This is a genomic window from Paenibacillus turpanensis, assembly GCF_011421635.1.
GTDB lineage: Bacteria > Bacillota > Bacilli > Paenibacillales > YIM-B00363 > Paenibacillus_AK > Paenibacillus_AK turpanensis.
Genome location: NZ_WTLI01000004.1, coordinates 226,881 through 244,267, shown reverse-complemented (window position 1 = coordinate 244,267; position 17,387 = coordinate 226,881). Strand labels below are relative to the sequence as shown.

The window sequence follows — 17,387 nt, the reverse complement described above, 5'->3', positions numbered from 1 at the left end:
ACGATTTTGCCAAAGCCGCTTCCTTTTTTGATTCCTTTGAGATCAGGTTTTGCTGGGTACATCTTGATCGCCACCTATATCATTAAAAGTAAAATTCTCTCTTCATTATAGCTGTGAAAATTTTGTTAGGAAACCCTCCAATTCGTTAATTTTCACACTAAATACGATTCTTTGCCGTGGATACCCATGCGTTCGTAAGGTTCCTTAGTAAACCTGGCGTACAACCTGCATAAATAATCGCTTTCAGCTAATGCCGCCAGTCTGATCTCCCGGACCTGCCGCTACTCCGTCACGCGGTGCTGTTTTGTTTTTGAAAATTGCCTAGATGATGTTTAATACTCTCCTTTAATAACAAAAAACGAGCCGCGAATAGTTCCAGCTAATGTAGACTTTTGCCTTGCAAATTTAAACTTTCCTTCTAATTCTTTTGGTATCTCCATCCCCTCAGAAAGCTTAAAACCAACAGCACGCTTCGGCTTCGGGCCATCAACCGTATAGAGGACGTTGACCACAAGACCATCCTCATAAAAGACAAAAGCCCATTTGATATTCTCCACTTGAAAATACGATGTTTCCAAAGGCTTGGCCGCAAACACAAGATCACGTTCTTTTTGTAAAATTTCGTTCACATAATCAAGCGTCTCCTGGCTTTCACTAGCCGGCACAACCGTAAATTCATGCTTGTACTTGTTCATAAAATAACGGGCTTCATTGGCACGTAAACCAGCAAGCGCTTCTGCTATAGAAGAAGACTCTAAACCAACCGTAGACACATTTTTAAAATCAACGATATAGGACAATTTCATCCTCCTTTGATCTCTTTATTTCCGAACAACGGGAATCCATACTTCACCAAACACTAGGCCATTTCGCAGCCCCATCTCAACCGTTGCATTGGGTCCGCCAACATAAGCAAAATCCTTTGCTTCCGGCAAGACTTGGCCAAAGGCAATGCCAGTCAGCATATGACTCATCTCGTCTGATGTTTTCGCTTCCCCTTGAACAACGAGGTATTCCCCCTTAGGAAATTGGATGACTCGGTCCGCTTCTGGTAACAAAGACGCTGTCATGACACCCGCATAATGCATCAACTTGTTGTTCACCGCTTCATTCACTGCAAAAATGTAGTCATTGGTTGCGATCGCTTTTAAAGTGTCAAGCCTTCCATCTTGTTTGATTCCCTCCCAAAAGGCTGCCTTTTCCTTGCTAATGCCAGCATAGTCTGTGTAATGGCTCATAAGCTCAGTTCCAAAACCTAAAACGGTAAAGCTTTCTTTTTCTTCAAGGATATAGTTTGCCATAAAATCAACACCTTCCTCTTTTTTGAAATTAATCAAATGATTTGTAATCTCCGGCTGATATTTATATCATAGGCTTAAATCATGTCAAAAAGTGAACCTGTTTAGGAGTCCTGATGAAAAAAGTTGAACGGATTAATATCATCATGCGGTATATCAACAACCGCTCCCATTTTACGATTTCCGAAATCATGCAGGAATTTTCGATCTCACGCTCGACAGCTGCTAGAGATATCAGAGAAATTGAAGCTATGGGGATGCCGTTAGTCGCTGAAGTGGGAAGGGATGGGGGTTATTTTGTCATGCGCAACTCTGTCCTGCCCGACGTTCGCTTTACCGATAATGAGGTCAAAGCTCTTTTTATTGCCTTTATGGCTACAAGAAATCAGCAACTCCCTTTTTTAAAGAGTCGTCAGTCTTTAGCCGAAAAGTTACTAGGCCTCATTTCAGAAAATCAGCAGGATGACCTTGTTCTATTGAATCAAATCTTGCTTTTTGAAGGAACGAACCCGAATAATCCTGACCTGCTTGATCTAACAGACCTTCCCCATCCCATCTTGGAAAAGCTCATACAAATTCTGCTTTTGGATCGATGTATATTAATCACAATTCAAGAAGAAGAGGGAATAGAATCGTATCCCATTTACCTTCTGCATCTTTATCGTGAAAAAAGCCTGTGGCTGATTGAAGGCTTTGACTTAAAGGAAGAAAAGAAACGGATTTATCATGTCGACAATCTCATCGATATCAAACCCTACCCTACGAAAAAAAGAGTTAGTAAGAAAAAGATTTTGGAGAAACTAAGCAAGCAGGAAGAAGTCACCAACCTTGTCCTTGAGCTTGGTCCTAAAGCGATTGCCCAGTTCAAAAAATACCACCCTTTAAAGGTTTCCATCGCCTACACGAACCCTTACCAAGCTACAGCCGTTCTCAAGACGTTTATCAATGTTGGAAATTCAGAAGAGGTGGCTGAAATGACAAATTGGATGCTTTTCTTAGGCGAGGATATCCAAATCAGGGAAGTGCCAGAGGAAGTTTTAGAAGGTTTACAAGAGAGATTATGTTTATTTTGCCCAAAATGAAAAACTTGAACCAAGCGAATTGAATTTCTTCGGTAAAGGGGTAATTCGAGTTTTATCGCGAGAGGCGATAAGGTCAGCTTGCGGGGGCTTTTCACAAAAATAACATGTTAGTAAACTGTGACGTATTGCGAAGGAGCAGCTGTGTGTCTACGACAAGATTATCGATGTGAAAATGGATCCCGGCCATCAAAGGGACTAGATTCATGTCGCTGTATAAAAAATGCAGCCCTCGCCTGAAGTCCAGGTGGGGCTGTTTGGCGTTTACTGTGCTATGGTTTGGGATGAATTTCTAGAATGTGTGGAACTGCCGGTAGGCCAGGGAGAGAGCACTTGCTCAGTAACATATTCCCGTTTCATACGTCTTCTTTTATTATATTGGAAGGTCGGTGATGCGCTCCCCACTCACATAATCCTTCTAGGATGGGGAGTAGGGTTTTCGCTTTATCTGTAAGTCGGTACTCAACTTTTGGAGGGATTTGGGGATATTCTTTTCGCTCCACCATCCCATCCTGCTCCAGCTCCTTAAGCTGCGAACTCAGTGTTTTATACGTAATTGCCCCGATTTGTCTCTTCAGATCGTTAAATCGAACCGGCTCGTTCTCCGCTAGAAGGTAAATAATAACCATCTTCCACTTGCCGCCAATGACGGACAGTGTATAACCGAAGGGAGTGTCTTGAAGATGCTTCACTTTGCCCCTGTATTCAGCCATGCCCATGCTCACACTATCCTTTCTGGTAGTACCTATCAATAAAGTGCGTACTACTTTTTTGTTTGCCATCATCTTATACTAACACCATACTATGAACGAAAGGAGAACAAAAATGAGGATGGCAAAAACGTTTGATCACGGAGTTGCATGGGAGGAAGGGAGCGGCATATCGCAGGGGTATTCGATTAACGGTACGATCTATATCTCGGGTCAATTTTCCCACGATATGCAGAGCACATTCATCGGAGCGGGAGACATCAAGGAGCAGACTAGACAGACGCTTGAAAATCTCGATCGCGTACTGGCGGGGTTCGGCGTCACGAAGTCAAACCTTGCTTATGTTGAGATTTACCTGACAGACGTAAAGGAGCATTTCGAGCCTTGCATCCAGTTGTTTAAAGAATATATGGGGCAGCACCGTCCCGCCGGTAGTCTTATTGGCGTGACAGCGCTGGCGTTCCCTGAGCAATTGATTGAAATCAGCGCTGTCGCTCACACGGACTAACGAACGAACGCGGTCATCGCGGACGGTCTGAGCGATTTGAAGAACTACAAATTCTCTATGATTATGTTCAAAAGCCACTCGACCTAGAGTGGCTTTTGAAGTCGGACGGTATCGGCGGCCAACCAGGTTTGAACTGCGGCCTTTCTAATGGTGGGAGAGATACGTAACAGCTCTACATTAAAATGTAATAATCACGTTACCTCTTTTCCGTTCCGTTTCTACATAGTTATGGGCATCGGGCAGGAGCTCCAAAGGGTATCGACGATCGATAACAGCGTTTAGCGTACCCTTTGCTGCGAGTTCCATGAGAAACGCCAGATTTGCTTTGTTTTGCATCAGGCCGGCTGTTGCGAAGACGGCCCGTTTGCCTTTAAACAGGGAGGTCCACATCATCTGTAAAATGATAGACAGCTTAGGTACGGTAGTCAGATAAACTCCCTTGGCCGTAAGTACATGTTTACATGCGGAGAAGGAGCGTTTGCCTACAGCATCAAATACGACATCATAAGCTTTATCCGCCTTCGTGAAATCTTCCTGGGTATAATCCATGATGAAATCCGCGCCTGCGTTTCTTACCAGAGCAATGTTAGCGGCAGAGCAAACACCGGTCACTTCAGCGCCATAGTATTTGGCTAATTGCACGGCGTAGATGCCGACAGCTCCAGAGGCGCCATTAATCAGCACCTTTTGTCCCCTCCGCAGCTTTGCCTTATCCCTTAGAAACGTCAAGGCGGTGGCCCCCCCGTCACAGATGCCGACGGCTTCTTCCAAAGGGATGTTATCCGGTATAACTACAAGGGGGCACTCTTCGGAAAGACATATATATTCGGCATAAGCACCGAAGTTTTTGACGCTCATCCCCAATACACGATCCCCGGCTTTCATATGCTTCACTTCTTTGCCGACCGCTTCGACCACTCCGGCAAATTCGCATCCTCCAACGGCAAATTTCGGTCTGGAAAGCCCGTAGATCAATTTAATGATTAGCGGATCGCCCTTGCGGAAAGCGCAGTCCGACGGCCCTACTACGGCAGCCCAGATACGAATGAGAACCTCCTTGTTTCCAGGCGACGGTTTCGGGATTTCTTGCGGGACGATCACTTCCGGTGGACCATACGAGATTTGTACCATGGCTCTCATGAGTTTCCCCTCCAACTTTTTCGTAAGTTCTACATAGAACATACCTTTATAAGTAACGGCAAATTTTTATAATCCACCGCAATGGTGCTTTACATGACATTCCCTAACGGTAGAAAATGGGGGAAGGAACGGAAGAGAAGGAGTTGAAGGAAAACGGCAATGAAGGACATTTTATACAAATACATGTCGAGATGGACTTCCCTCAACGAAGAAGAACAGCAAGCTATTATGGACGAAATTCATATAGAACATTTTAAAAAGGGAACCGTTCTTTTTAAGCAAGGAGATGCCCCTACCAAATGTTATTTCATTTTGAAAGGTTGCGTAAGACAGTATTCAATCGATGAAGAGGGACGAGAGATCACATCCAATTTCTACACGGAAGAGCAAGCGATCGCCATTTTCAATCATCACAAACCCGACAAGCGATCCGATTACACCTACACGTGCGTTGAAGATACGGTAATGGTCGTTGGGGACCTCGAAACGGAACAGGACATGTACAACAAACACCCTCAATTGGAAACGATGACCCGTATGATGATCGAGGAGAACCTTGGTCAGGTCCAAGAGGAATTCGCTGCGTTTATCGCTGCCTCTCCTGAAGAACGCTTCAAGACGCTGCAAATGAAACGCCCATCACTCGTCGACCGGGTACCTCAACATCAATTAGCCAGTTATCTCGGCATGACCCCGGAGTCACTAAGCAGAATTAAGAAGAGAATCCACCAAGACCCCCGCTGATCCGATCACCCAATTCTAGAAACACCTCGCTCCCCTTAAGTTAAAGGACTACTTATATTGTAACTAGGGGTATGCTTACGTGCATTGACTTAAGTCAAGAGACGAGCCTTAACCTGCGTATACGGGTGGAAAACGAAATTTACCGTTACAAACTTCTTGGGGAAACATAAACTAGAAGTAATGGAAAGTACTGTTGTCGCACTGACCAAAAGACTACCCATTGGGTGGGTTTTTGGTTTTTTATTGTAATTTTAAATTGACAAGATGTAAGGTTTACTATACTTTATGTTAAGTGTGGTTTACTTCCATAAAGGCGGTGGTATATATGACTTATCAAGAAAAGAAGAGCATCTTATCGTTAATCAGCACTATACTCATTTTTGCAGCTTATTGCTTGTACAGGTACCCGCAATATCCTGAGGGTGCAGTTGATTCAAAGGAAATCTTCCATTACTGTGGGGCCTTCGTTCTCTTTTTAACACTGGTTTCCATCGCCGCACATATCGTCATCACTATTATATTTAACATCGTTTTCAGAATTACTTCTGGTGAGAAGGAACCGGCATTTCAGGATGAGCTGGATAAGCTCATTGACTTGAAAGCATTCCGAAACTCTTTTTTCGTGTTTGTAATTGGTTTTCTTATTGCGATGGGCTCCTTGACCCTCAATCAACCTTTGAAGGTAATGTTCATCATCCTAATTGTCTCCGGATTCCTTTCTGACGTAACCGGATCTCTATCGAGACTTTACCACTACAGGAGAGGAGTTTAACATGGGTAAAAATCTTGTCGGCAATCATATCCGGAAATTCCGTTTTAACCATAATGAAATGACCCAACAGCAGCTAGCTGACAAGGTAGGCGTAACAAGACAAACCATTGTGGCTTTAGAAAAGGGAAATTACTCTCCGTCACTGGAATTAGCCTTTCGTATTGCTCAAGCCTTTAAAGTTCCTTTGGAAGAGGTGTTTTTTTACGGGGAGAACAGAGAGAAGAGTTGATAAGGAATGAATGATTCAACCAAAACCAAATCAAACATCGTAGGTGTCCTGTTTATCCGAGTGTCGTTTCAACTGTAGGTACAGTGTTTTAAACGGTTATTCGAAAAAGGAGCTGAAAATGAGCATGAATAACAACAAGGAAGAACGGCCTTCTCCCGTACCACATAATGAATTAGGAAAACCGCCTCATAGAAAACCCGGTAGGCAAGTAAAAGTAACTTCTGGGTTGCTCGTGGCATTTTCGCTGATCCTTCTAAGCGCCATCCCGAATATTGCTGGGGCCTTCCGGGTAACAGAGTTGATTGGCGGCGTAGACATCATGTCCGAAGACGAACGATTCATAGAGATGCCTTTACCGTTAGTGGCGCATATCCTGCTCGCCAGTGTTTTTTCCGTTCTGGGTGCTTTCCAGTTCGCGGCCGGGTTTCGCGTTCGTTGGCCCGGTTGGCACCGTGCGGCAGGACGGATCGTGGTTCTAAGTGGGCTGCTCGTTGGACTTTCAGCGCTGTGGATGACTCTTTTTTACGCCCCTCAGCCTGGGACGGGAAAATTGCTTTATGTATTTCGGCTTTTTTTTGGATCGGCCATGGTCGTATCCATCTATCTCGGCTTTACTGCAATTCGGCGAGGGAACGTACCCCAGCACCGCGCATGGATGATACGTGCCTACGCAATTGGGCTTGGTGCAGGCACTCAGGTCATCACGCATGCAGTCGGGCTGTTGTTCTTCAACCCGCCGACAGAGGTCAGTGGCGCATTGCAGATGCTCGCAGGTTGGTTGATTAACCTGGCTGTAGCCGAATGGATCATCCGCAAGAACCAGGTACCGAAGTCGGCTATATAACCCTGCAAAATTGTGCATGAGATGTCGGATGGAACATTCCAAACCTTGTTATTATGTACCTGAAGGGAGGTCATTTAATATGGATGGGCTTAAAAATCTGAATACAGCTCTACAATATATTGAAGAGAATCTTTCTAAGGACATGGATCTGAAGGAAGCGGCGAGGCTTGCTTGTTGTTCCGAATATCACTTTTCAAGAATGTTCTCATTCCTTGCAGGCATCACGTTATCGGAATATATCCGCCGCAGACGCCTAACACTTGCGGCATTTGAAATTCAAACTGGTAATGAGAGAGTTCTAGATGTGGCGGTAAAATACGGCTATAGCTCTGCGGACGCTTTTTCTAGAGCTTTTCAAAGCCTGCACGGGTTTCCGCCATCCGCCGTAAAGTCCCACCTCACATCTTTAAAAGCATATTCGCGAATGACCTTCCAACTAACTATTCAGGGAGGAAGCGCTATGAATTATCGTATCGTAGAGAAAGAGTCGTTCCGTATTGCGGGTAGGATGAAGAGAGTACCTATCCAATTTAGCGGCGTGAACGCTGAAATTGCAGCCATGTGGAATAGCTTGAGCAGCGACGACATCGACGAACTCAAAAAGCTCTCTAATGTAGAACCGCTTGGATTGATATCAGCATCGACCAATTTCTCAGAAGGACGAATGGAGGAGATAGGGGAGCTTGACCATTATATAGGTGTGGCTACGAACGCCGAGATTCCTGAGAATTTGACGACCCTAGAGGTTCCTGCAGTAACATGGGCTATCTTCGAAGCTGTCGGGCCTTTTCCCGAAACATTACAAAGTGTTTGGGGACGTATTTATTCGGAATGGTTTCCTTCCGCAGGCTATGAGCTAGCGATGGGGCCGGAAATGCTATGGAATGAAAGTAGGGATATGTCATCCCCCAATTATAGGAGCGAGATTTGGATTCCAATTAGGAAAAAGTCTTAAAAGAACCGTACCGTTTAAAATGATTGAGTGAAGGCCATCCAGTAATGGGCGGCCTTAATCTTGTTGTTACAGACTAGCGCGGTGAACCGTACCACAATTGACCTCGAATGTTGAAACCTATTGACAAAGGGAAGGATTATTCAGATAATTTTATATAACTTTGTTCTTTTGGAACATTACTCATGAAAATGGCGCAAGATAAACCAATTGAAAATGACATACTCATCAAAAGATGAGGGCGCAAAGCTACAGACTTAACGGAACGATCCTATAGTGGCTGAGTTACTGAAAAATTGGGTAATTATCTTGGGATAAATTCCGAAATTTACTTTTAGGATACTACTACAATTTCATAGTAGTATTTTTTTTGTTATTTTACTCACTATATTTATGAAGGAGGCGCTTCTGTGTGGGTCAGAATATCGATATTATAAAGCGAAATGACGTAAAGATAACAGGATACGGTGATAAGCCCATCATCTTCGCTCCAGGCTTCGGCTGTGACCAGAGAATGTGGAGGTATGTCACTCCGTCTTTTGAAAAAGATTATCGGATTATTACCTTCGATTACGTAGGCGCAGGAAAGACTGACCTTCGATACTACGACCATACAAGATACAATCAACTCTCTGGTTATGCCCAAGACGTATTAGATGTTCTTGCATCCCTCCAATTACAAGAAGCTATTTTCGTAGGACACTCTGTCAGCAGTATGATTGGACTAATTGCTTCTATACAGGATCCCAAGTATTTTGAATGTCTAATTATGATCGGACCATCGCCGTGTTATCTTAATGATCCTCCTGACTACGCTGGCGGTTTTGAAATGAGAGATCTCGAAGGTCTTATTGAATTGATGGAGAAAAACTATATTCAGTGGGCAAAACATTTTGCTCCTATTATCATGAATAATGCGGACCGACCGATATTATCCGAGGAATTGGAAGAGAGCTTCTGTTCGACCGATCCGATGATTGCCGGCAACTTTGCAAGGGCGACCTTCTTTTCCGATAACCGGGAGGATCTTTCGAAAGCGACCGTTCCATCGCTTGTTTTGCAATGCGCTGATGACGCGATCGCTCCAATACAAGTAGGAGAATATATCCATCGCCGTATGCCTGGCAGCGAAATCCGATTTATGAAAGCAACGGGGCACTGTCCTCATTTGAGTCATCCCGAGGAAACGGTAGCACTGATCAAAGACTACCTCTCAACGTCATAGATATATGAACATATATGCAAATCAGTTGCCATGCGGATTTTTATCACTGTCCCTAGACGGAATCATTCAGTCGATTAATGATAAGCTATTGGAATGGATCATTGCAGAGCGCAACAATACTGAAGGTCGTCGAGTGGATGTAATTCTAACGGAGTCAAGCAAGATTTTCTACCAAGTTTATATTTTTCCTTTGATGAAGATGCATGGCAAGGTGGAGGAGATGTACCTTACTTTAAAATCCTTGGATGGTTCTGAAGTGCCTGTCCTTTTGAATGGAATATGCTGTGAGCGAGAAGGAACAATGGTCATTGATTGTATCCTTATCAGAACAGTGAATAGACACAAACTCGAACACGAGCTCCTTCTAGCCAAGAAAGTGGCACAGCAGGCCAAGCAATCGATTGTTGAGATGGCTAGCGACGGCATTATATTGGCAAATCAAAGCACGAAGATTATAACGTGGAATAAAGGGGCAGAAGGGCTCTTTGGCTATACCGAACAGGAAGCCATCGGACAAGATATGGAGATCATTGTTCCTGAGCATCTCAAGGAGACATACCGTCGAGGCGTGGAACGTCTCCGTGCCACAGGACAGTCAATGGCGATCGAAATGAGCGGACTTCGAAAAGACGGCACGGAATTCCCTGCGGAGATTTCTCTTAACTGTTGGCAAACGAATGGCGAATATTTCTGGAGCGCCATTATACGCGATATCACAGAAAGAAAAAGGACCCAGGAGCTGCTTTTGAATTCGGAGAAACTGAGCGTAGCGGGTCAGCTTGCTGCGGGCATCGCCCATGAAATTCGCAATCCTTTAACCGCGATCAAGGGATTTCATCAATTAATGGAATCAGAGAACAACGGAAAGCCTTACTATTTTGAAATTTTGAAAGATGAAATGAATCGAATTGAACTCATTTTAAACGAGTTATTGCTCCTCGCAAAACCGCAAGCTACGCAATTAAAACAAGTGGATTTAAGAGCCTTGATTGAGCAGGTTTGCACACTAATGGATTCGCAGGTGCACTTGCATAATATTGAAGTGGAAGTGAAATTTGAAGAAAATGTGCCAACTTTCATTCAGTGCGATGAAAATCAAATGAAGCAAATATTAATTAATTTCCTTAAAAACGCGATAGAAGCGATGCCAAATGGCGGGCAAGTTAAAATAACGGTTAACAATAAAGATGAGGATAACATTCTCTTACGCATTACTGACCAGGGTGAGGGCATTCCCGAAGAAAAACTGAAGAAAATCGGGGAACCTTTTTATACCACGAAAGAAAAGGGAACAGGGTTAGGGCTTATGGTCTGTCGTAAAATCATTGAAGATCATCAAGGATCGTTAAACATCCTAAGTAGATTGAACGAAGGAACCACGGTTGAGGTGACCCTGCCAGTAGGGGAAAAGTCAAAAAGCTATGTTCTGAAGGTGCACTAGTTGCGTGGTGGAATCCCAGAAAGCTGCTCACATGATGCCGCCAAAAGTCAGAGGGGGCGCATTTTGTTCGATCCGTGTGCGAATTCCAGACTGTGAAAATAATCACTCCAAGGAAATTAGATGGAATGATTGTTTTCGCGGTTTTTTTATTTATGAGCTTTGATAAACCTTAATGCTCTGATGGAAACAGAGGGGACTTGCAAAATATTGACTCTTATTTATTCCATTCCATCATAAAGCATATGAAAGTTTATCAAAACGCAACTAGATTATGGTAAAATCTATGAATAACGTGCTTCTTGTCGACACATCGTGGCTAAGCCGCCAACAGTCGATCTTTACGGCTTTCTCATGTAAGCGACAAAAAATGATATCAAGCAAAGGAAGAGAATCTATGAATCATGTTTATCAAGAAGGAAAGGCTTTTGCAAAATCCTACATACTGCCCTACACAGAAAGGACCGATAAGGAATCAAGCTTTCCTGAGGAATCTTTTAAGGAACTGGGTGAACGCGGCTTTTTAAAACTCCTTATCCCTGAAGAATACGGCGGTTTTGGAAAAGGACTTGAAGAGCATGCCCAGGCTTGTCTGGCCTTTGCGGAGACCTGCTCCACTACGGCACTTTGCTATATGATGCACAATGTTGCAGTGATGTGCCTTGTCACGCATGGAAGCGAAGAATTGAAGAAAAAGATTTTTGCAGACATTATTGAAAACGGAACGTTCATGGCTTTAGCCTACAGCGAATTCGGAACAGGCACTCATTTTTATATTACGGAAATGACGGCGAAGGTTAACGGGGACAGCACAACGTTCACCGGGAAGAAGAGCATGGTAACGTCCGCAGCTTATGCGTCCTACTATCTCGTGCTTGCACCATCGGTTGAAGAAGGAAAAATAAACAATTGGGTGGTCCCTCTGGAATCCGAAGGCTTGTCCTTCGAAACGTCAGAATGGAATGGGCTGGGGATGAGAGGAAACTCGTCATGTCCAATGAATTTGAATCAGGTCACGCTGCATTCATCCTACCGCATCGGAGCGGAAGGTTCAGGCGAAGAGCAGGTATTCAATGTGGTCGCTCCTTTCTTCATCACAGGGCTCGGGGCTGTATACAGCGGTACGGCCATGCACATGTATGAAATCGCCAGCAGCCATGCTGTGAACAGAAAATACCCGGATGGCAGCAGTTTGTCTGCGATCGAAACCATTCAAGTACATATTGGGAATATGTACAAGCAAGCGTCTGCCGCAAAAGCCATCACGCTGGAAGCAGCCAGAGCAGGGGTTACCGGGGAAGCCGATGCGCTTGCTAAAATTTTGTCGGCAAGAATTTTTGCCTCCGAAGCCGCGATCGAGTGTGGAAGGCTTGCCATGAGAGTCGGCGGAGGAAAAGCATACAACAAGGCTCTGCCATTGGAGAGGCTCTTACGAGACGCATATGCAGGCCAAATCATGGCTCCAAGTGCTGATGTTTTGTCGGTTTGGCTTGGAAAAGCACTAACGGGTCAGATGATTCCGTAAATAACAAAAGGAGTGAGCTCATTGAGTAACGATAGAATCAAAGTCGGTGCAGTGATTTATGATCCAAGGGTTACCGTGATCTGGGGAATCATTGCTGATTTTTTCAAAGAGGAAGGGCTTGAAATCGAATGCGTCTTCTATAAGGATTATGAGGGACAGGTTGACGGTTTGATGAACAGGGAAATTGACATCGCATGGAATTCCCCTCTCGCCTGGCTGGATACCTACTTGAGAACGGGTGGAACCTGCCAGATGGGTTCGATGAGAGATACGGACAGAGACAGAAAATCCTGCTTCATTGTCAGGAAAGACAGCGGTATAACCCATCTCGATGGTCTTAGAGGGAAGACGATTGGCTTTGGTGCTATAGATTCTCCTCAAGCGAGATTGATTCCCATTCAATATTTGCATGTCAATGGTCTGGAATACGGAGTGGACTATACGGAACAAAGGTTTGATATTGGTGTTGGCCTTCACGGAGACCATGTTGGAGGAGAGCTGGATGCCATCAAGGCGTTAAGGGCGGGAACGGTAGACGCCTCGGTAACATTGGATTTGAACTGGGAAGCTTGGAAGAAGGATGGCACCATTGATGAGAATCAATTGGTATGTTTGGATACAACGCCTTTATTTGACCACTGCATCTTCACCGCACATCCCGATTTTTCCGCGGAAAGGTTCACAGAATGGCAAGAGGTGCTTCACAGAATGGATTATTCGAATGAAGCCCATAAGCAGATGATGGATATGGAAGGCTTGAAGGAATGGGTTGAAGGCAGAATCACGGGATTTGAGCAATTACGCGAAGCCAACGACTATCTGAAGTTCTTTGGGAGATAAACATATGAAAAGCCAATTACCGCTGTTTCCTACGTCCTTAATTGGAAGTATGCCTAGGTCAAAAGAGGTTCTAAGCGCCTTAAGAATGAAGAGAAGAGGAGCAATCGAATCCAGCGAATTCAACAATCTTATTGAGATGGAAACCGGGAAGATCGTAAAGCTGCAGGAGGATGCGGGGATTGACATCATCACAAGCGGCGAGCTCGGACGAGATAACTATGTGTCCTTTGTCTCCGACAAAATAGGCGGCGTTACCATGATGAGCATGAGTGAAATGCTGGACTATATTGACGATAAAAAGGCGTTCGAGGACATGCTGACCGCGCTGGATGTTCCGGCAGTCAGTATTAAGAATGCGATTTGTGTTGATAAGCTGCAGTACAATGGTGATATTGTTGTTCAAGAGCTTCTGACCTTGAAGAAGTTTACGGATAAACCCGTTAAGGTCACACTGCCGGGGCCTTATCTGCTCACTCGATCAATGTGGCTTCCTAAGCTTACTGGGAAGGTTTATGGAAGCAAGGAGGAGCTGGGTCAGCATGTTATCGAGATCTTAAAGAAAGAGATCGATAACTTGGTGAGCATCGGTGTTGATGTCATTCAATTGGATGAACCGGTACTGACCGAGGTGGTGTTTACAGAGGGGAAGCCAAGGTCATTTATGTGCGCGGCTCTCTCCGAGAGAAAAGATCCAAAAGAGGAGCTTGAATTTGCCGGTTCCTTGATCGGACAGATTATAGGCCATATCAAACAAACGGAAACGGTCGCTTCGCTGCATGTCTGCAGAGGCAACTGGAGTAAGGATGAGCGTATTTTATTGACGGGTCCTTATACGCCGCTGCTTGAATTATTTGCAAAGGTGAATCCGGACCTTCTCACTCTTGAATTCTCAACGCCAAGGGCAGGGGAGCTGAGCTCCCTATTGGCTGATCCGAGGATAGCAGAGCATACGGCACTTGGTTTAGGCGTGATCAATCCGCGTTCCGATGACGTGGAGACCGTGGACCCCATCCTTTCCAGAGTGCAAGAGGCATTGACTTATCTTCCCAAGGAAAAAGTATGGCTGAATCCGGACTGCGGCTTTGCAACCTTTTCCAATAGTCCTGTGAATGTGCTTGAGCATATTTCGGGCAAAATGCGTTCGTTAACGGAAGCCGCTTCCATAGTTAGGGGCCAATAGGATGGAGCGGCCAAAGGATGAAAGCAACACAGTGTATGAGTCCCGAAGGTTTGATATGAAGTTTAGGGGCACGTCGAATGATCTCTCCACGGTGAAAATCTATACGAATAAAAATAGCTTTGCAATCGAAAAGCAAATCAGCTTTGACTCGGAATATAAACCAATTAGCAGTGTGGAATACTTCGCAGGCTCCGTGTTAAGCAGCATCCTATTGACGCTTTTAGAGCAGTCGAAAAAAAGGGGCTTCATCATCGAAGAGATTGAAGGGGTACTAAACCTTTCGCTGGAAAACCCTTTATCTTTGGTCGGTGTAAAAGGGTATGATGAAGAACCGTCGATTCAAAACATAACGGTGACCGTTTTTTTATTTGTTGATCTGGAGGACAAGGATTTCGATGATTTTTGCCTCGGTGCACTTAAAAAATCGCCCATTTACAACACGTTAAAAAGATCCATGGAGCTTGAGGTTTTCTTTAAAAAGCTGATATGAATTGCCTCGTCTTCGGCCGCCGGTACGCCTTGACCTCAGGGACGGTGCATTTGTGACAGACAGTGAATCAGTTCAGACGTCGGAGCCCAATGACGACAAAACCGCAAGCAATCTTCCTCTGATAGGATGATCGCTTGCGGTTCTTGTATATGTTACTCCAAACTACACGACCGGACGAATGATCAATTCATTTACATCGACGTCGGCTGGCTGTCCGATGGCATAAACGATCGCACGGGCAATGGCTGACGCGGGCAACGCGATGCGCCTGTACTCTTTCATAAGCTCCTTCGCTTCGCGATCCGTTATGGTCTCGGCCAGCTCGGATTCCGTTACGCCCGGCGACACGAGAGTCAAACGGATGCCTTGACCTGCAACCTCTTGCCGCAGCCCATCCGTAATCGCCCATACGGCGTATTTGGTTGCGCAGTACACCGCAGCTGTGGGGGATACGGCGTAGGCTCCGATGGAGGCCACGTTGACGAATTGTCCGAAGCCTTGTGCTTTCATGACCGGAAGACCGGCGGCAATGCCGTGAAGGACACCGCGGATATTGACATCGATCATCCGGTTCCACTCCTCGATCTTCAATGCCTCCAAAGGGGAGAGCGGCATCACGCCGGCATTGTTCACGATCGCGTCCAGTCGACCGAACCGGCTGATTGCCAAATCGACGATAGTCTTCATCTGCGACAGCTCCGTCACATCAAGCTGTTGAACGGCAGCTGAACCACCTTCCTTACGAATAGCCGTTGCCAAGGCATCAAGCTTCTCCAAGCGACGAGCCCCGATGACGACGTGAGCGCCTTCGTGTGCGAGCATGCGGGCGGTTGCTTCGCCAATTCCGCTGCTTGCTCCTGTAACGATAACCACTTTTCCCTCAAGTGCAGCCATTCTACCGTCACTCCATTTCACTGATTATTTTTCACGATAGAGAACCATTCCGGCATGGTACAGCACCCCATCGATGAAATCGCCGTCGGCGGTGAAGCCGGTGTCATCCACATACTCGATATGATCGTCCTTGATGGTGTAACTGCCTTGATAAGCGCTTTTGCGGCTTCCGCGCGCTTCGTCATAGCGTCCGTTCGGCAGCAGCTCGTGCCGGATATGGCCGTCTTTCGTCACCCACATCCCGACATAGGGATGCGGATTTCCCATTTCCGAATTCATTTTATTCTCTTCCTCCTTCGAGTACCGAATGGCATTCGGATCTTGGCAAGACTGAATCGTCAAGGGGTTGAACAAAAGAGCAAGGAACAGGAGCTTGATCATTTTCGTCACCTCCAATCGGATTTCTGGCTTCATTATGACTCAATAAGAAATTCAAGCGGTAGCGGGAAAATACACAGTACTTGCCTAATTCTCCAATCGTTTATAGAGTAGGGAGTATAAGAGTACGAGAGAGCGAAACGGGGGCGTGAATCATGGAAGGACGATCCGTTGGACGAAGCGGAGAATTGGCGGAGATCATGGGGCGATATATAAAAGCGGATGGCACGCAGGAAACGCTGATTCCGGGGACACGCTTTATTCGTGCCTCCCGGATTTCCGAACCGGTTCATTCTGTCTATGAACCGTCTCTATGCGTGGTGGCTCAAGGCGCAAAGATGGTGACGCTCGGGGAGGATATCTACCGGTACGATTCGGCCAGTTATTTGACGGCCTCCGTCCATTTGCCCATTACGGGGCAGGTGGTGGAGGCTGCGCCGGAGACACCTTATTTAAGTGTGCAGCTGCAGCTCGATATGAACCAGATTCTCGAAGTGATTCAGCTCTCGAATCAAGCGGCGAGCCCGAAACGCGAGCCTGGGTGCGGCTTGGTGATTAGCCGGCTTAGCGATTCGCTTCTTGATGCCGTTCTACGGCTTGTCCGGCTGCTGGATGCGCCGCAGGAGATTCCCGTACTTGCTGCCGGAATCCTACGCGAGATTATTTACCGGGTTCTTCAGGATGGACAGAACGCGGCTTTGAAGCAGTTTTCGCTCATCGGCAGCCACGCTCAACGGATCGCAAAGGTGATTGAGCGGCTGAACTGTGAATTTGCGCAGCCCTTGCGGGTAGAGGAGCTTGCGGAGGAGGCCCGAATGAGCACCTCTTCGCTGCATAGCTATTTTAAGGAAGTCACGGGCATGAGCCCGATCCAGTATCAGAAGCAGCTTAGGCTTCAGGAAGCGAGGCGGCTTCTCATCACGGAAAGCATGGAAGCGGCCGAGGCCGCGTACCTGGTCGGATACGAAAGCCCTTCGCATTTCAGTCGGGAATATACCCGCAAATTTGGGTTGTCCCCGATGAGAGATCTTCAACGTCTGCGGGAGACGCTAGGATGAAGTAACATCAAGGGATTTTTTAACTCATGAAGGTGTAATACTCGGCAAGATGTTAGGAATTATAAGGAAATTTCCGGGGTTGA

20 protein-coding genes and 1 riboswitch are annotated in these 17,387 nt (G+C 45.8%); of the genes, 14 read left to right on the top strand and 6 right to left on the bottom strand.

The window, feature by feature from the left end; all coding sequences use genetic code 11:
- Positions 1 to 332: 332 nt before the first annotated feature.
- Both GQS10_RS05790 and GQS10_RS05785 read right to left on the bottom strand, forming a co-directional pair.
- Positions 333 to 800, bottom strand: coding sequence for a phage tail protein (locus tag GQS10_RS05790; RefSeq protein ID WP_166239952.1), 468 nt, complete (start codon positions 798 to 800; stop codon positions 333 to 335).
- Between the two features lie 21 nt (positions 801 to 821).
- A complete protein-coding gene (locus tag GQS10_RS05785) occupies positions 822 to 1,301 on the bottom strand; it encodes a GyrI-like domain-containing protein (RefSeq protein ID WP_166239998.1) in 480 nt (159 codons plus the stop codon).
- Between the two features lie 113 nt (positions 1,302 to 1,414).
- On the opposite strand from GQS10_RS05785, the gene GQS10_RS05780 reads away from it, so the two are divergent.
- Complete coding sequence (locus GQS10_RS05780; protein WP_166239950.1) at positions 1,415 to 2,380, top strand: helix-turn-helix transcriptional regulator; 966 nt, start codon at positions 1,415 to 1,417, stop codon at positions 2,378 to 2,380.
- Between the two features lie 353 nt (positions 2,381 to 2,733).
- On the opposite strand, the gene GQS10_RS05775 is transcribed toward GQS10_RS05780, so the two are convergent.
- Positions 2,734 to 3,096, bottom strand: a complete 363-nt coding sequence (locus GQS10_RS05775; protein ID WP_166239948.1) for a winged helix-turn-helix transcriptional regulator — start codon at positions 3,094 to 3,096, stop codon at positions 2,734 to 2,736.
- 106 nt (positions 3,097 to 3,202) lie between these two features.
- Between GQS10_RS05775 and GQS10_RS05770 the strand changes: the two genes are divergently transcribed.
- On the top strand, positions 3,203 to 3,595 hold the full coding sequence (locus tag GQS10_RS05770) for a RidA family protein (RefSeq protein WP_166239946.1): 393 nt from the start codon (positions 3,203 to 3,205) through the stop codon (positions 3,593 to 3,595).
- 177 nt (positions 3,596 to 3,772) lie between these two features.
- Here GQS10_RS05770 and GQS10_RS05765 read toward each other — a convergent pair whose 3' ends face one another.
- Positions 3,773 to 4,735, bottom strand: a complete 963-nt coding sequence (locus tag GQS10_RS05765) for an NAD(P)-dependent alcohol dehydrogenase (RefSeq protein ID WP_166239944.1) — start codon at positions 4,733 to 4,735, stop codon at positions 3,773 to 3,775.
- A 159-nt stretch (positions 4,736 to 4,894) separates the two neighbouring features.
- On the opposite strand from GQS10_RS05765, the gene GQS10_RS05760 reads away from it, so the two are divergent.
- From GQS10_RS05760 to GQS10_RS05710, 11 genes are all read left to right on the top strand, one after another.
- Positions 4,895 to 5,479: a Crp/Fnr family transcriptional regulator gene (locus GQS10_RS05760; RefSeq protein WP_166239942.1), complete on the top strand. Its 585-nt coding sequence runs from the start codon at positions 4,895 to 4,897 to the stop codon at positions 5,477 to 5,479.
- 325 nt (positions 5,480 to 5,804) lie between these two features.
- Positions 5,805 to 6,251, top strand: a complete 447-nt coding sequence (locus GQS10_RS05755) for a hypothetical protein (protein ID WP_166239940.1) — start codon at positions 5,805 to 5,807, stop codon at positions 6,249 to 6,251.
- Position 6,252: 1 nt separating this feature from the next.
- Positions 6,253 to 6,480: a helix-turn-helix transcriptional regulator gene (locus tag GQS10_RS05750; protein WP_166239938.1), complete on the top strand. Its 228-nt coding sequence runs from the start codon at positions 6,253 to 6,255 to the stop codon at positions 6,478 to 6,480.
- Between the two features lie 124 nt (positions 6,481 to 6,604).
- Positions 6,605 to 7,324 carry a DUF2306 domain-containing protein gene (locus GQS10_RS05745; protein WP_166239936.1) on the top strand — a complete coding sequence of 240 codons (720 nt, stop codon included), beginning with the start codon at positions 6,605 to 6,607 and terminating at the stop codon, positions 7,322 to 7,324.
- Positions 7,325 to 7,403: 79 nt separating this feature from the next.
- Positions 7,404 to 8,279, top strand: coding sequence for an AraC family transcriptional regulator (locus GQS10_RS05740; protein ID WP_166239934.1), 876 nt, complete (start codon positions 7,404 to 7,406; stop codon positions 8,277 to 8,279).
- 205 nt (positions 8,280 to 8,484) lie between these two features.
- Positions 8,485 to 8,569: riboswitch (cyclic di-GMP riboswitch) on the top strand.
- Between the two features lie 119 nt (positions 8,570 to 8,688).
- Entirely contained in the window at positions 8,689 to 9,501 is an 813-nt protein-coding gene (locus GQS10_RS05735; protein ID WP_166239932.1) for an alpha/beta fold hydrolase, read from the top strand.
- Positions 9,502 to 9,589: 88 nt separating this feature from the next.
- Positions 9,590 to 10,942 carry an ATP-binding protein gene (locus tag GQS10_RS05730; protein ID WP_166239930.1) on the top strand — a complete coding sequence of 451 codons (1,353 nt, stop codon included), beginning with the start codon at positions 9,590 to 9,592 and terminating at the stop codon, positions 10,940 to 10,942.
- 394 nt (positions 10,943 to 11,336) lie between these two features.
- Entirely contained in the window at positions 11,337 to 12,464 is a 1,128-nt protein-coding gene (locus tag GQS10_RS05725; RefSeq protein ID WP_166239928.1) for an acyl-CoA dehydrogenase family protein, read from the top strand.
- Positions 12,465 to 12,485: 21 nt separating this feature from the next.
- Complete coding sequence (locus GQS10_RS05720; protein ID WP_166239926.1) at positions 12,486 to 13,304, top strand: phosphate/phosphite/phosphonate ABC transporter substrate-binding protein; 819 nt, start codon at positions 12,486 to 12,488, stop codon at positions 13,302 to 13,304.
- A 4-nt stretch (positions 13,305 to 13,308) separates the two neighbouring features.
- Positions 13,309 to 14,484 carry a cobalamin-independent methionine synthase II family protein gene (locus GQS10_RS05715; protein WP_166239924.1) on the top strand — a complete coding sequence of 392 codons (1,176 nt, stop codon included), beginning with the start codon at positions 13,309 to 13,311 and terminating at the stop codon, positions 14,482 to 14,484.
- 1 nt (position 14,485) lies between these two features.
- On the top strand, positions 14,486 to 14,974 hold the full coding sequence (locus tag GQS10_RS05710) for an OsmC family protein (protein WP_166239922.1): 489 nt from the start codon (positions 14,486 to 14,488) through the stop codon (positions 14,972 to 14,974).
- A 162-nt stretch (positions 14,975 to 15,136) separates the two neighbouring features.
- On the opposite strand, the gene GQS10_RS05705 is transcribed toward GQS10_RS05710, so the two are convergent.
- Together GQS10_RS05705 and GQS10_RS05700 are read right to left on the bottom strand one after the other, a co-directional pair.
- Positions 15,137 to 15,868 carry an SDR family oxidoreductase gene (locus GQS10_RS05705; RefSeq protein ID WP_166239920.1) on the bottom strand — a complete coding sequence of 244 codons (732 nt, stop codon included), beginning with the start codon at positions 15,866 to 15,868 and terminating at the stop codon, positions 15,137 to 15,139.
- A 24-nt stretch (positions 15,869 to 15,892) separates the two neighbouring features.
- A complete protein-coding gene (locus tag GQS10_RS05700) occupies positions 15,893 to 16,147 on the bottom strand; it encodes an Atu4866 domain-containing protein (protein ID WP_166239996.1) in 255 nt (84 codons plus the stop codon).
- A 254-nt stretch (positions 16,148 to 16,401) separates the two neighbouring features.
- Between GQS10_RS05700 and GQS10_RS05695 the strand changes: the two genes are divergently transcribed.
- A complete protein-coding gene (locus GQS10_RS05695) occupies positions 16,402 to 17,304 on the top strand; it encodes an AraC family transcriptional regulator (protein ID WP_166239918.1) in 903 nt (300 codons plus the stop codon).
- The last annotated feature ends 83 nt before the right edge of the window (positions 17,305 to 17,387 follow it).